The following is a 13,245-nucleotide window of genomic DNA, read 5'->3' as shown; positions in this document are numbered from 1 at the left end:
TGTCGAATCACAAAAACAACAATTTCGATCGAGCACTTCGAGGACAACAACAATGATTATTTACGGTGTGGCATTGCTGGCGATCTGCACGCTTGCAGGTGTGATCATGGGCGACATGCTCGGCGTGTTGCTTGGCGTCAAATCCAACGTGGGCGGGGTGGGCATCGCCATGATCCTGCTGATCTGCGCCCGCCTGTGGATGCAAAAACGCGGCGGCATGACCAAGGAATGCGAGATGGGCGTCGGCTTTTGGGGCGCGATGTATATCCCTGTGGTGGTGGCGATGGCCGCGCAACAAAACGTCGTGACCGCCTTGCACGGCGGCCCGGTCGCGGTGCTGGCGGCCATTGGTTCGGTGGTGGTCTGTGGTTGCACCATTGCCTTGATCAGCCGTACCCACAAGGGCGAGCCTCTGCCCGCCGAAGAGCCGTTGATCCTGCCTGCGGGAGGTCGCTGATATGTGGGACCTCATCGAAAAAGGTTTGGAACATAACGGCCTGATCACCGCGTTTGCCTTTGTTGGCGTGGTGATGTGGATTTCTGTGGTGCTGTCCAAGCGCCTGACGTTCGGGCGTATCCATGGCTCGGCGATTGCCATCGTCATCGGCCTGATCCTGGCCTGGGTCGGCGGCACCATTACCGGCGGGCAAAAAGGCCTGGCGGACCTGGCGCTGTTCTCCGGTATCGGCCTCATGGGCGGCGCGATGCTGCGCGACTTCGCCATCGTTGCCACGGCGTTTGAGGTGCAAGCCACCGAAGCGCGCAAAGCCGGGATGATCGGTGTGATTGCGCTGCTGCTGGGCACGATCCTGCCGTTTATCGTCGGCGCCAGCATGGCCTGGGTGTTTGGCTATCGCGACGCGATCAGCATGACCACCATCGGCGCGGGTGCCGTGACCTACATCGTCGGCCCGGTGACCGGTGCGGCGATTGGCGCGACCTCGGATGTGATGGCGCTGTCCATCGCGACCGGGTTGATCAAGGCGATCCTGGTGATGGTCGGTACACCGGTGGCGGCGCGTTGGATGGGCTTGGATAACCCGCGTTCGGCGATGGTGTTTGGTGGCTTGGCCGGCACCGTGAGCGGCGTGACGGCTGGGCTGGCGGCAACGGACCGACGGTTGGTGCCTTATGGTGCATTGACGGCCACGTTCCACACCGGGCTTGGGTGTTTGCTTGGGCCTTCGCTGCTGTACTTCATTGTGCGTGGGTTGGTTGGCTAGCTTTGGAAGTTGTGTTGTCTGGTTTGGCCTCATGGGGGGCAAGCCCCCTCCCACATTTTGAATTGCGAACACATTCAAGTGTGGGAGGGGGCTTGCCCCCGATGGCTATCTCAAGCCTGCCGATTGGCGTACATCCGACACTCCGCCAACAACGCCAGCAAATTTGGGTCACGTTCCTTGGCTTTCAGAAACACCACGCCAATCTGCTGCTGCAACCGATACCTGGCTTGCAGCGGTATCAGCTTCACGCGGTTTTCATACACCGCTGCAATCCGTCCCGGCAACAACGCATAGCCCACGCCTGAGCTGACCATGCTCAACAGCGTGAAGATGTCATTGACCTGCATCGCCACCTTCGGCTCGAACCCCGCTTGCTTGAACACTCGGTTGCCATCCTGGTGGGTGGCGAAGCCTTGGGTGAGGGTAATGAAGGTCGCGTCGCGCACGTCGGCCAGGTCGATTTCGTGATCACGGTCGAAGGGTGAATCCGCTGGAGTGGCGAGGAAGATGTCGTCGGAGAACAGCGCGATCTGCTCGCAGTCGGGGTCGTTGGCCTGTTCATCGAGGGAGATCAGGATCGCGTCCACTTCCATGTTCTTGAGCTTGTAGAGCAGGTCGAAGTTGGAGCCCAGGATCAGGTCGATATTGAGCTCGCTGCGACGAATCTTCAGGCCCATGATCAGTTGCGGCACGGTCTTGACCGTCAGCGAATACAGCGAGCCCAACTTGAAGCGCTCGGCCGAGAAGCCGGCGGCTTCGCGGGTCAGGCGCACGCTGTCGACCACATCGGCCACCAGTTTCTGTGCGCGTTCTTCGAGGACGTAGGCGCTTTCCAGCGGGGTGAGGTTGCGGCCCTCGTGTTTGAACAGCGGGCAGCGCAGTGCATTCTCCAGCGAGTGGATGGCGCGGTGCACGCTGACATTGCTGGTTTGCAGTTCGGCAGCGGCGCGGGCCAGGTTGCCGGTGCGCATGAACGCCAGGAAGATTTCCAGCTTTTTGAGGGTGAATTCTTCGTCGATCAGCATGGCCGTGGGCTCTTGTTCGAATGCCCTCGATTGTGCCCGCAAAACCGCGCGGCGTCGCCGGAACGTCATGCGACGCTTGCACTCTTATGCCCAAGGCGGGAGGCTTGCCGCCAGCTGTTAACGGTTACAGGAGGTCGGTGACACATGTACCACGGGGAACGATTCAACGCCTGGAGCCATTTGCTCGGTGCAGTCGCGGCGTGTATTGGCGCCGTGTGGATGTTGGTGGTGGCGAGCCTGGATGGCAGCCCCTGGAAGATCGTCAGCGTGGCGATTTACGGCTTTACGTTGATGGTGCTGTACAGCGCGTCGACCGTGTACCACAGCGTGCAAGGTCGGCGAAAAGAGATCATGCAGAAGGTCGATCACTTTTCGATCTACCTGTTGATCGCCGGCAGCTACACGCCGTTTTGCCTGGTGACCCTGCGCGGCCCGTGGGGCTGGACGCTGTTTGGCATCGTGTGGGGGCTGGCGGTGATTGGCATCCTGCAAGAGATCAAGCCGCGCTCTGAGGCGCGCATCCTGTCCATTGTGATCTATGCGGTGATGGGTTGGATCGTGCTGGTGGCAGTCAAGCCGCTGATTGCCGCGCTGGGGACGGCGGGGTTTACCTGGCTGGCGGCGGGCGGGGTGTTGTACACCGTGGGCATCATTTTCTTTGCCCTGGAGGACCGCCTGCGGCATTCCCATGGGATCTGGCATCTGTTTGTGATCGGCGGCAGCCTGCTGCACTTTGTGGCGATCATGCATTACGTGCTTTGAATGAGAGGGGCGATGTCCTTAGAGGCGTCCCAACAACTCGCATGACCGCTTGCCCAAGATCTCCAGCAGATTGGCCAGCATATGCGGCGGCGGTCCGTCGGCGCGGGTCAGGGCATACAGGGTGATCGGCAGCGGCGGGGTGAGCGTGCGGATGCAAGTGGTGTCCGTCGAGGCGCCCAGCGCGGTGAACGGATCGATCACCGTTAACCCCGCGCCGGACTCCACCATCGCGCGCGCCAGCGAATAGGTTTGCACCGAGATCGTCACCCGGGGCGCAGGGTCGACATTCTCCAGGTAGCTGTCGAGTTTTGCCGCCAGCGGGTCGGCGCTGGACAGGCCAATCAGCGGCGCGCCCGCCAAGTCTGCCAATGGCAGGGGCTGATGCAGCTCAGTCTCCGGCCAATAGCCTTTGGACGCCAACGCCACCAGCACACCGTTGGCCAACACCTGGGTGGTCAACCCTGGATGGCCGGAGAAGTTGAGCGTCAGCGCCAGATCAATCTCGCGCATCAACAACTTTTGCACCAGTTCGCGGCTGTGGTCGCTGGACAGTTCACAGGCCATGTCCGGGTAGTCGCGCTTCCATTCCAGAATTGCCGGCGGCAGCAGCGACAGCGCCAGGGCGGGGGTTGCGCCGATGCGCACACTTTGCCCCGGCGCACGACGCAAGCTCTTGGCCAGACGCCGCACCCCTTGCAGGCTCGCGGTGACTTTCTCCACTTCACTCTCCAGCGCCAGTGCTTCCGGCGTGGGCTGCAACTTGCCGCGTACGCGCAGGAACAGTGGGAAGCCCAGTTGCAGCTCTGCGTGCTGCAACACTTTGGTTACCGCCGGCTGCGACACGTGCAGCAATTGCGCGGCGGCGCTGACGGAGCCGGTCTGGCGGATTGCCTGGAAGATTTCGATATGACGCAGGCGCATGGCAAGTCCATAACCTTTGTTTATAGGTGAGCCATCTTTATTCATTGTCGGCGGCCTGTCACCTGCCCCTACGCTTGAGCCTACTTAATCGACGGCGAGGGGGCGGGGATGGCCAGGCAGGTTTGCATCATTGGCGGTGGAGTCATTGGCTTGGCGAGTGCGTATGCGCTGGTGCGTGCCGGCCATGAAGTGACGGTAATCGACGCTCGCGACCGACTGGGCAGCGAAACCAGTTTCGCCAACGGCGGGCAACTGTCCTACCGCTATGTCGCGCCGTTGGCTGATGCCGGAGTGCCGCTGCAAGCGCTTGGCTGGCTGGTGCGCGGTGACTCTCCGTTGAAATTGCGCCCACGCCTCGATCCCCAGCAATGGCGTTGGATGGCGGCGTTTATCGGCGCATGCCGAGGTTCGGTGAATAAGCGTAATGCGGAGCACCTGCTGCGCTTGGCCTCCTTGAGCCAACGCACGTTGCAGCAATGGCGCGAGGATGACCACCTGGACGGTTTCGACTGGCGGCGCAATGGCAAGCTGGTGACTTTCCGCGATAGCCGTTCATTCGCGCATGCGCGCAGCAAGGTCACGGATATTTTGCAGCAGCAGGTATGGTCCGCCGCCGATTGCGCGCGGCTGGAGCCTGCGCTGGCGGGCGATGGGTTTGTCGGCGGCATCTACACGCCGAACGAGGAAGTCGCGGACTGTCACGCGTTCTGCCAACGATTGGCGGCGCGGCTTGAGGCCTCTGGGCGCTGCCGATTTTTGCTGGGGCGCAAGGTGACCGGGATTCGTCACGCGGACGGCGCGGTACAAACCATCGAATTGGCGGATGAAGTGATGCCGGTCCAGCACCTGGTATTGGCCGCGGGGTATCGCAGCGCCGAGTTGGGGTTGCCGGGGCTTTCGCTGCCGCTGTATCCGCTGAAGGGCTACAGCCTGAGCGTGCCGATTGGCCCGCAGCACCAGGCGCCGAATGTGAGCATCACCGACTACGACCGCAAGATCGTCTACGCGCGCATCGGCGAACAACTGCGGGTGGCGGCGATGGTGGATATCGTCGGTTTCGACGCGGGCCTGGAGCCCAAGCGTTTGGCCCTGATCAAGCGCCAGGCGGTCGAGACGTTCCCTCTGGGTGGCGACTATGCCCGTGCGGTCGAATGGGCCGGCATGCGCCCGGCCACGCCTACCGGTGTGCCGCTGATTGGCGCCAGCGTTTATCGCAACCTGTGGCTGAACCTGGGCCACGGCGCCCTGGGGTTTACCCTGGCATGCGGCAGCGGCCAACTGTTGGCCGAGCTGATCGGTCGGCACGCCCTTTCCATTGATATGCAGGGCCTGACGCCCCGCGCCGCTTGAGGATGTAACCATGACCATCAATCGAATCAGCAGCAACGAGCGTCTTTCTGGTGCCGTGACTTTCAAGGACTTGGTGTTCTTGTCGGGTCAGGTACCGGGCGACGGTCAGGATGTCGCGACACAAACCCGAGAAGTGCTGGCCAAAATCGACGGGTTGCTGGCCCAGGCGGGCAGCGACAAGGACCATCTGCTCAATGCGACCATTTACCTCAAAGACATCGGCACCGGTTTTGCGCCGATGAACGAGGTGTGGTCGGCGTGGCTGTCGCCGGGGATGGCGCCCACGCGAACCACCCTGCAGGCGGAGCTGGCGCGACCGAGTGTGTTGGTGGAAATCAGTGTCATCGCTGTACGTAAATAACCAACGGAGCAGAACAATGAAAAAAATCCTGTTGACCGGTTGTACCGTGGGGCTGTTGTTAGGGGCTCAGGTTCAGGCAAATGAACCGGCGCTGAACGGCACGTTGAGCAAGATCGCCAACGCCAAGTCCATCACCCTGGGCTATCGCGATGCGTCGGTGCCGTTTTCCTATGTGGGGGATCACAGCGGCAAACCCATGGGTTATTCGGTGGACCTGTCGAGCAAGATTGTCGAGCGCATCCAGCAGAAAACCGGAGTGGCCGACCTCAAGGTGAAGTACAACCTCGTGACGTCCCAGACGCGAATTCCGCTGGTGCAGAACGGCACCGTTGACTTGGAATGCGGTTCCACCGGAGTGACCGCCGAGCGCCAGAAGCAGGTGGCATTTTCCTATGGGTTTATTTATGTGAAAGGCCAGTTGCTGACGGCTAAAGACAGCGGCATCAAAGGCTTCACCGACCTTGCCGGCAAGAACGTGGTGACCACCGCCGGCACCACCAACGAACGTTTTCTCAAGAGCTACAACGCCGAGCACAAAACCAATATGTTCGTGATCAGCGCAAAGGATCATGGCGAAGCGTTCAAGATGCTGGAGACGGGCCGCGCCGTGGCGTTTTATATGGACGACGCGCTCCTCTACGGCGAACGCGCCAAAGCCAAGGACCCGCACAAATGGGTGGTGGTGGGCGAGGAGCAGTCGCGGGAGATCTACAGCTGCATGGTGCGCAAGGACGATCCGCAGTTTCTTGCGGTGGTCAACGAGACCCTCGGCGACCTGTACCGCTCGGGGGAGATCAACGGGATTTACCAGCGCTGGTTTGAACAGCCGATTCCGCCCAAGGGCTTGAACCTGGAATTCCCGATGACCAGCGAGTTGAAGGCGATTATTGCCAAGCCGGTGAGTGATCCGGTGGAGTAAGAAGGGGTAACCGAATCTAAATGTGGGAGGGAGCAAGTCCCTCCCGCATTACGATCGTTTTTGCAGCTGTGGACTAGAAGTCGCCCCAGAGTTGTTGGGCGACGGCCAGCGCTACCACTGGCGCGGTCTCGGTACGTAGCACCCGTGGGCCGAGACGGGCGGCATGGAAGCCGGCCGCTTGGGCGGTGTCGACTTCATTGTCAGTCAACCCGCCTTCCGGCCCGATCAGAAACGCCAGGCTCGCAGGCTTGGCATGGCTGACCATCGGCTCTGCCACCGGGTGCAGCACCAGCTTCAGATCCGCCTCGACCTGCTTCAGCCAGTCCGCCAGCAACAGCGGTGGGTGAATCACCGGCACCGTCGAACGCCCGCATTGCTCGCACGCACTGATCGCCACCTGGCGCCAGTGCAGCAGGCGTTTGTCAGCGCGCTCGTCCTTGAGTCGCACTTCGCAGCGGTCGCTGAAAATCGGGGTGATTTCGTTGACCCCCAGTTCAGTGGCTTTCTGGATTGCCCAATCCATGCGCTCGCCCCGGGACAGGCCCTGGCCAAGGTGGATGTGCAGCGGCGATTCGGTCTGGCCCGTGAAGCTTTCGGTGAGTTGTACGGTGACGCGTTTTTTCCCGACCTCCAGCAATGTGCCGCGAAACTCCAGGCCGGAGCCGTCGAACAATTGCACGGCGTCGCCCTCGACCATGCGTAGCACTCGGCTGATGTAATGCGCCTGGGCTTCTGGCAGTTCATGGTCACCGAGGCTCAGCGGGGTGTCGGTGAAAAAGCGGGACAGTCTCATGTCTGTTCTCTGAAGAATTTAGGTAGGAACCATCAGCCCGGGTCGCGAAAGCCTGGGTGGAAGTCTTTTGGCACGGCGACGCTGACCTTGCTATTGGTCGCGATATCGATGCCTTCGCTGGCAACGGTGGCGAGGAAGTCGATCTGCTCCGGCGTAATCACATACGGCGGCAGGAAATACACCACGCTGCCCAATGGCCGCAGCAGCGCACCACGTTCCAGGGCATGCTCGAACACCTTCAAACCACGGCGCTCCTGCCACGGATAGGCGGTTTTGGTGGCCTTGTCCTGGACCATTTCGATGGCCAATACCATGCCGGTCTGGCGCACTTCCGACACATGGGGATGATCGACCAGGTGGGCAGTGGCGGTTGCCATACGCTGGGCCAGGGCCTTGTTGTTTTCGATGACGTTGTCTTCTTCGAATATATCCAGGGTCGCCAGGGCCGCTGCGCACGCCAGCGGGTTGCCGGTGTAGCTATGGGAATGCAGGAACGCGCGCAGGGTCGGGTAGTCGTCGTAGAAGGCGTCGTAGACATCATCTGTGGTGACCACCGCCGCCAACGGCAGGTAACCGCCGGTGAGGGCCTTGGACAAGCACAGGAAGTCCGGACGGATGCCGGCCTGTTCACAGGCGAACATCGTGCCGGTACGGCCGAAGCCCACGGCGATTTCGTCGTGGATCAGGTGCACGCCGTAGCGGTCGCAGGCTTCGCGCAGCAGCTTCAGATACACCGGGTGGTACATGCGCATGCCGCCAGCGCCCTGGATCAGCGGCTCGACGATCACGGCGGCGACGGTGTCATGGTTGTCGGCCAGGGTCTGTTCCATGGCCAGGAACATAGTGCGCGAGTGCTCTTCCCAGCTCATGCCCTCGGGGCGCAGGTAGCAGTCCGGGCTTGGCACCTTAATGGTGTCGAGCAGCAGCGCCTTGTAGGTTTCGGTAAACAGCGGCACGTCGCCCACTGACATCGCGGCGATGGTTTCGCCGTGGTAACTGTTGGTCAGGGTGACGAAGCGCTTTTTGTTCGGCAAACCGCGGTTGAGCCAATAGTGGAAGCTCATCTTCAGCGCAACTTCGATGCACGACGAACCGTTATCGGCATAGAAGCAGCGGGTCAGGCCTTCGGGGGTCATCGCGACCAGGCGTTCGGACAGTTCGATCACCGGCTGGTGGCTGAAGCCGGCGAGGATCACGTGTTCCAGTTGGTCGACCTGGTCCTTGATGCGTTGGTTGATGCGTGGGTTGGCGTGGCCGAACACGTTGACCCACCAGGAGCTGACAGCGTCGAGGTAGCGCTTGCCTTCGAAGTCTTCCAGCCAGACGCCTTCCCCGCGCTTGATCGGGATCAGCGGCAGCTGCTGGTGGTCTTTCATCTGGGTGCAGGGATGCCACAGCACGGCGAGGTCGCGTTGCATCCACTGGTTGTTCAAGCCCATCGGTGATCTCCTCGAAGCGGTCCTGCGAACGGCGCAGGCGAAACAATCGCGCAAGCCTATGCAATGGAGGCCTGGGTCACAAGCCATTGTGGGGAATTCGGAGTAAACGCGGGACGGACTGTCACGTTTGTTAGGGATAGTCCTTAATCCTTGGTTAACTTATTGTGCATACGCTCTAGATCGTATTTCTCGATATTTCAAAGCAAAATTTTCCGCTTTAATTCGATAGGTAAATCGCTAGTCTTGGGCGCAGCTCTTACGGGATTAAGTACATGCAGCTACGTAACTCACCGGCCCGTTATGGCTGGGTCAGTATGATTTTGCACTGGGGTGTGGCCCTGGTTGTGTTCGGTCTGTTCGCCCTGGGTTTGTGGATGGTTGGGCTCGACTACTACAGCGCCTGGCGCAAAGACGCGCCGGACCTGCACAAGAGCATTGGCATCACGCTGTTCGCCATCATGCTGGTGCGTATCGTCTGGCGCCTGATCAGCCCGCCACCACCGCCGTTGGCCAGTTACAGCCGCTTGACCCGCATCGGTGCCGCGTTCGGCCACGCGTTCCTTTATCTCGGGCTGTTTGCCGTGATGATTGCCGGATACCTGATTTCCACCGCCGATGGTGTCGGTATCCCGGTGTTTGGCCTGTTTGAAATTCCTGCCGTGGTTTCCGGTCTACCGGACCAGGCAGACAACGCGGGCTTGGTGCATTTGTACCTGGCCTGGGTGCTCGTGGTTTTCGCCGGCTTGCACGGCGTGGCTGCGTTGAAACACCACTTTATCGATCGTGATGCGACCCTCACGCGAATGCTGGGGCGCAAAGCCTGATGTTCAACCTCGACTCACAAGGAATATAAAGCATGTTGAAGAAGACCCTCGCCGCTCTGGCAATCGGTACAGCGCTGCTGTCTGCAGGTCAGGTGATGGCCGCTGACTACAAAATCGACAAGGAAGGCCAACACGCCTTCATCGACTGGAAAATCAGCCACCTGGGCTACAGCTACATCCACGGTACCTTCAAGGACTGGGATGGTACGTTCAGCTGGGATTCCGCCAAGCCTGAAGCCAGCAAAATCGCCGTCGACGTGAAAACCGCCAGCCTGTGGTCCAACCACGCTGAGCGTGACAAGCACATCGCCAGCAAGGATTTCCTGGACGTTGCCAAGTTTGCTGACGCCAAGTTCGTATCTACCGCTGTTAAATCCACCGGCGAAAAAACTGCTGACGTGACCGGCGACCTGACGTTCCACGGCGTGACCAAGCCTGTGACCTTCAAGGCTACCTTCAACGGTGAAGGCAAGGATCCATGGGGCGGCGAGCGTGCGGGCTTCAACGCCACCACTACGCTGGACCTGAACGACTTTGGCATCAAAGGCCCGGGCCCGTCTTCGCAGACTGTTAACCTGGACATCTCGCTGGAAGGTGTTAAGCAGAAGTAATTTCTGCCCACAGCAGGGCTCATTCGTTTTTGTTGAGTCCAAAAAAAATGCCCCGTCTCGAAAGAGGCGGGGCATTTTTTATGGAGCTTTGAAACTCAGCGGTTGCGAGTCAGCAGCGCTGGTTTTTCACCACGAGGACGGCCTGGCAGTTGATCCAACTGCTCAGGTGTCGGGAAGCGGTCAGCTTTCGACTCCTTGTGGATGATCTTCGGCGCTGGGCCACCGCGCGGGTTTTGCACGGCTGGCTCGGACGAACGAGGCTGGTCGTCACGGGCTGGGCGGCGGTTGTTGCTGCGCGAATCTTCGCGGCGGGCCTGGCCGTCACGCGGTGCACCGCTACGCGGGCCGCTGCGTTTGGCAGGCGGGGTGCCGGTGGTGCCGCCGCTGCTGTTGCGCGGACCGTTCTGGCGTGCGCCCTGTGGCTGGCCGCCGCGGGGTGCGCCAGTGCCTGCGCCGGCGCCCTGTGCTGGGGCACCTGGACGACGGCCACGGCCTTGGGCCGGTTTGGCCTGTGGCACGTAGTCGACGCGGTTACCGAAGTTATCCACGTCGTCGTCGAGGAACTCGTCCGGGGCACGGTCGGCTGCAGCGCGCGGCGGTTGGCTCGGCTGACGCTGTTCGCGGGCCGGGGTACCTTCACGAGGCTTCTGCTCGCGGGCTGGGCGTTCGCCACGGCCGTTGGTTGGCGCTTTTTCCTTGCCGCCTTTGTCTTTGCCTTTGTCGCGACGACCACCGCCACCACCGCCGCCGTTCGGGCCATCGCCCTTCGGACCGCGTGGGTTGCGTGGGTTACGCACGTCAGGACGTTCGCGCACTTCAGGCTTTTCGGCCTCTACAGCGCTGGCATCAAAGCCCATCAGGTCGCCGTCGGCGATTTTCTGCTTGGTCATGCGCTCGATGCTTTTCAGCAGTTTTTCTTCGTCCGGTGCAACCAGGGAAATGGCTTCACCCGAACGACCGGCACGGCCAGTACGGCCGATACGGTGCACATAGTCTTCGTCGACGTTTGGCAGCTCGAAGTTGACCACGTGTGGCAACTGGTCGATATCCAGGCCGCGTGCGGCGATATCGGTCGCTACCAGGATGCGTACGCTGCCAGCCTTGAAGTCAGCCAGGGCTTTGGTGCGCGCGTTCTGGCTCTTGTTCCCATGGATGGCGACGGCGGTGAGGCCGTGCTTGTCCAGGTATTCAGCCAGGCGGTTGGCGCCGTGTTTGGTACGGGTGAACACCAGCACCTGCTCCCACGCACCGTGGGTGATCAGGTGGGCCAGCAGCGAGCGCTTGTGGCTGGCGGCCAAGCGGAAGACGCGTTGCTCGATACGCTCGACCGTGGTGTTCGGCGGCGTGACTTCGATGCGCTCCGGGTTGTGCAGTAGCTTGCCGGCCAGGGCGGTGATGTCTTGGGAGAACGTTGCCGAGAACAGCAGGTTCTGACGTTTGGCCGGCAGGCGGGCGAGGACTTTTTTCACGTCATGGACAAAGCCCATGTCGAGCATGCGGTCGGCTTCGTCCAGCACGAGGATTTCCACGTGGGACAAATCGACGCTGCCTTGGCCGCACAGGTCGAGCAAGCGACCAGGGCATGCCACCAGCACGTCAACACCACGGGACATGGCCTGAACCTGTGGGTTCATGCCGACGCCGCCGAAGATGCAGGCGCTGACGAACTTCAAGTCGCGGGCATACAGCTTGAAGCTGTCGTGCACTTGGGCGGCGAGTTCGCGGGTAGGGGTCAGAACCAGTACGCGTGGTTGGCGCGGGCCGTGACGCTGGGATTTGTCCGGGTGACCATTGGGGAACAACCGCTCCAGAATCGGGAGGGCGAAGCCGCCGGTTTTACCAGTACCTGTCTGAGCCGCAACCATCAGGTCGCGACCTTGCAACACGGCGGGAATGGCCCGCTGTTGCACCGGAGTAGGCTCGGTATAGCCCGCTGCCTCGATGGCGCGGACTAAAGCCTCGGAGAGACCGAGGGAAGCAAAGGACATGAGTAATCCTGTTTTAGTTAGGGCTTGGCCCAAAGGGATAATCTTGCCGGGCGTGAATGGCGCTTAGGGGAGCGCAATCCCGTCCGGTCCTGCTGCGTCTGGCGGGCACTCCACCGGCTCGCGCGGGCTGAAAGCTGCGCAGTAGCGGGGTTGGGTGCCTTTTTCAAGACCTCAGCGGCCGGGCGTAAGCCTGGCGGGAAGGCCGGAGTATAGCAGAGCAATCACGGTGCGCCGCTTTCCTGCTGCTCAACGGTGTGTCCGGACGCCGTAATCGCTTCGAATCCACCATATTTGGCGCTCAATGCCGTGTAGGCCGGCTCCTGCTTGAAGCGTTTGAGCTCGGCGGCAAAGCGTTGCACCAGCAGGTCCATGCCTGCGCCACGACGTACGGCGAGGTACTGCTGCTGGCGGCTGACGACAACGGGGGCCTGGCTGACCTTGCCTTCCAGGCCCAGTGTCTTGATCACGTGCTGGCCAACCCGGCGGTCGGTGATCACAAGGTCGATGCGCCCCAGCAGTAATTTGCCGAAGTTGGCTTCATGGCTGGGGGCCGGCTCGCGGTTGAATAAGGTGGAGTCGCTGAAGGGTAATCCGTACAGGTAGCCTGGCGACGTGCCGACTGTGAGGCCACGCAAGTCGTCGAGGCTTTGGACCGGATGCGGACGGTCGTTGGCGTAGAACATTACGAACTCCACTTCCGACAGCGGTTCGCTGGGGTACAGCAGCAGGGCGTCGCGGTCGTGGCTGTGGAAAATATCCAGCGCGCCATCGGCATGGCCTTGATCAAGCATGGCCAGACAGCGCTTCCAGGGCAGGAACTGCCATTGCACTTCGACCCCCAGGCGCTGGAATACGATCACCGTCGTTTCGTAATCCAGCCCGTGCATGGCGCCGTCTTCTTCATACACATAAGGCGCCCAGGGCTCGGTGACAATGCGCAGTTTCTCGCCGTAAGCGGCCAGGCTCAGGCAAGTGAAAAACGCGGCGATCAACAGCTTCAGAATGACAGGCATGCCCTGAGGTTACGAC

14 protein-coding genes are annotated in these 13,245 nt (G+C 61.1%); 8 read left to right on the top strand and 6 right to left on the bottom strand.

Annotated features, from left to right (window positions below; translation table 11 throughout):
- Positions 1-52: 52 nt before the first annotated feature.
- A complete protein-coding gene (madL, locus tag BW43_RS26115) occupies positions 53-457 on the top strand; it encodes a malonate transporter subunit MadL (RefSeq protein WP_032884103.1) in 405 nt (134 codons plus the stop codon).
- A 1-nt stretch (position 458) separates the two neighbouring features.
- Positions 459-1,223 (top strand): malonate transporter subunit MadM, encoded by a 765-nt coding sequence (madM, locus tag BW43_RS26120; RefSeq protein ID WP_032884101.1) that lies wholly within the window; start codon positions 459-461, stop codon positions 1,221-1,223.
- A gap of 110 nt (positions 1,224-1,333) precedes the next feature.
- On the opposite strand, the gene BW43_RS26125 is transcribed toward madM, so the two are convergent.
- Positions 1,334-2,248 (bottom strand): LysR substrate-binding domain-containing protein, encoded by a 915-nt coding sequence (locus BW43_RS26125; RefSeq protein WP_032884099.1) that lies wholly within the window; start codon positions 2,246-2,248, stop codon positions 1,334-1,336.
- A gap of 144 nt (positions 2,249-2,392) precedes the next feature.
- Between BW43_RS26125 and BW43_RS26130 the strand changes: the two genes are divergently transcribed.
- The gene (locus tag BW43_RS26130; RefSeq protein WP_032884097.1) at positions 2,393-3,010 is read left to right on the top strand and encodes a hemolysin III family protein; all 618 of its coding nucleotides are present in this window, start codon (positions 2,393-2,395) and stop codon (positions 3,008-3,010) included.
- 18 nt (positions 3,011-3,028) lie between these two features.
- On the opposite strand, the gene BW43_RS26135 is transcribed toward BW43_RS26130, so the two are convergent.
- Positions 3,029-3,931 (bottom strand): LysR family transcriptional regulator, encoded by a 903-nt coding sequence (locus BW43_RS26135; protein ID WP_032884095.1) that lies wholly within the window; start codon positions 3,929-3,931, stop codon positions 3,029-3,031.
- Positions 3,932-4,039: 108 nt separating this feature from the next.
- On the opposite strand from BW43_RS26135, the gene BW43_RS26140 reads away from it, so the two are divergent.
- Genes BW43_RS26140 through BW43_RS26150 form a run of 3 tightly spaced genes read left to right on the top strand, consistent with a single transcriptional unit; the run spans position 4,040 to position 6,561 of the window.
- A complete protein-coding gene (locus BW43_RS26140; protein WP_032884093.1) occupies positions 4,040-5,281 on the top strand; it encodes a D-amino acid dehydrogenase in 1,242 nt (413 codons plus the stop codon).
- A 10-nt stretch (positions 5,282-5,291) separates the two neighbouring features.
- A complete protein-coding gene (locus tag BW43_RS26145) occupies positions 5,292-5,642 on the top strand; it encodes a RidA family protein (RefSeq protein WP_032884091.1) in 351 nt (116 codons plus the stop codon).
- A gap of 16 nt (positions 5,643-5,658) precedes the next feature.
- Positions 5,659-6,561: a transporter substrate-binding domain-containing protein gene (locus tag BW43_RS26150; RefSeq protein ID WP_032884089.1), complete on the top strand. Its 903-nt coding sequence runs from the start codon at positions 5,659-5,661 to the stop codon at positions 6,559-6,561.
- A 73-nt stretch (positions 6,562-6,634) separates the two neighbouring features.
- Here BW43_RS26150 and BW43_RS26155 read toward each other — a convergent pair whose 3' ends face one another.
- On the bottom strand, positions 6,635-7,354 hold the full coding sequence (locus BW43_RS26155; RefSeq protein WP_032884087.1) for a 16S rRNA (uracil(1498)-N(3))-methyltransferase: 720 nt from the start codon (positions 7,352-7,354) through the stop codon (positions 6,635-6,637).
- Positions 7,355-7,386: 32 nt separating this feature from the next.
- Entirely contained in the window at positions 7,387-8,793 is a 1,407-nt protein-coding gene (locus BW43_RS26160) for an adenosylmethionine--8-amino-7-oxononanoate transaminase (RefSeq protein ID WP_032884084.1), read from the bottom strand.
- A 272-nt stretch (positions 8,794-9,065) separates the two neighbouring features.
- Here BW43_RS26160 and BW43_RS26165 point away from each other — a divergent pair, with 272 nt between their 5' ends.
- Together BW43_RS26165 and BW43_RS26170 are read left to right on the top strand one after the other, a co-directional pair.
- Positions 9,066-9,617 (top strand): cytochrome b, encoded by a 552-nt coding sequence (locus BW43_RS26165; RefSeq protein ID WP_032884081.1) that lies wholly within the window; start codon positions 9,066-9,068, stop codon positions 9,615-9,617.
- Between the two features lie 32 nt (positions 9,618-9,649).
- On the top strand, positions 9,650-10,228 hold the full coding sequence (locus BW43_RS26170; RefSeq protein WP_032884079.1) for a YceI family protein: 579 nt from the start codon (positions 9,650-9,652) through the stop codon (positions 10,226-10,228).
- A gap of 95 nt (positions 10,229-10,323) precedes the next feature.
- Here the strand turns inward: BW43_RS26170 and BW43_RS26175 are convergent, their stop codons facing one another.
- Both BW43_RS26175 and BW43_RS26180 read right to left on the bottom strand, forming a co-directional pair.
- Positions 10,324-12,216 (bottom strand): DEAD/DEAH box helicase, encoded by a 1,893-nt coding sequence (locus BW43_RS26175; RefSeq protein WP_032884076.1) that lies wholly within the window; start codon positions 12,214-12,216, stop codon positions 10,324-10,326.
- Between the two features lie 221 nt (positions 12,217-12,437).
- Positions 12,438-13,229, bottom strand: coding sequence for an ABC transporter substrate-binding protein (locus BW43_RS26180; RefSeq protein WP_032884074.1), 792 nt, complete (start codon positions 13,227-13,229; stop codon positions 12,438-12,440).
- Positions 13,230-13,245: the final 16 nt, after the last annotated feature.

This window comes from Pseudomonas sp. RIT357 (genome assembly GCF_000632245.1).
GTDB classification, from domain to species: Bacteria; Pseudomonadota; Gammaproteobacteria; order Pseudomonadales; family Pseudomonadaceae; genus Aquipseudomonas; species Aquipseudomonas sivasensis.
The sequence above is the reverse complement of the archived record's forward strand: the minus strand, read 5'-3'. Positions and strand labels throughout refer to the sequence as shown.

Coding starts and splice junctions, on each gene's coding strand:
- madL (WP_032884103.1), top strand. CDS start 53: ATGATTATTTACGGTGTGGCATTGCTGGCGATCTGCACGCTTGCAGGT.
- madM (WP_032884101.1), top strand. CDS start 459: ATGTGGGACCTCATCGAAAAAGGTTTGGAACATAACGGCCTGATCACC.
- BW43_RS26125 (WP_032884099.1), bottom strand. CDS start 2,248: ATGCTGATCGACGAAGAATTCACCCTCAAAAAGCTGGAAATCTTCCTG.
- BW43_RS26130 (WP_032884097.1), top strand. CDS start 2,393: ATGTACCACGGGGAACGATTCAACGCCTGGAGCCATTTGCTCGGTGCA.
- BW43_RS26135 (WP_032884095.1), bottom strand. CDS start 3,931: ATGCGCCTGCGTCATATCGAAATCTTCCAGGCAATCCGCCAGACCGGC.
- BW43_RS26140 (WP_032884093.1), top strand. CDS start 4,040: ATGGCCAGGCAGGTTTGCATCATTGGCGGTGGAGTCATTGGCTTGGCG.
- BW43_RS26145 (WP_032884091.1), top strand. CDS start 5,292: ATGACCATCAATCGAATCAGCAGCAACGAGCGTCTTTCTGGTGCCGTG.
- BW43_RS26150 (WP_032884089.1), top strand. CDS start 5,659: ATGAAAAAAATCCTGTTGACCGGTTGTACCGTGGGGCTGTTGTTAGGG.
- BW43_RS26155 (WP_032884087.1), bottom strand. CDS start 7,354: ATGAGACTGTCCCGCTTTTTCACCGACACCCCGCTGAGCCTCGGTGAC.
- BW43_RS26160 (WP_032884084.1), bottom strand. CDS start 8,793: ATGGGCTTGAACAACCAGTGGATGCAACGCGACCTCGCCGTGCTGTGG.
- BW43_RS26165 (WP_032884081.1), top strand. CDS start 9,066: ATGCAGCTACGTAACTCACCGGCCCGTTATGGCTGGGTCAGTATGATT.
- BW43_RS26170 (WP_032884079.1), top strand. CDS start 9,650: ATGTTGAAGAAGACCCTCGCCGCTCTGGCAATCGGTACAGCGCTGCTG.
- BW43_RS26175 (WP_032884076.1), bottom strand. CDS start 12,216: ATGTCCTTTGCTTCCCTCGGTCTCTCCGAGGCTTTAGTCCGCGCCATC.
- BW43_RS26180 (WP_032884074.1), bottom strand. CDS start 13,229: ATGCCTGTCATTCTGAAGCTGTTGATCGCCGCGTTTTTCACTTGCCTG.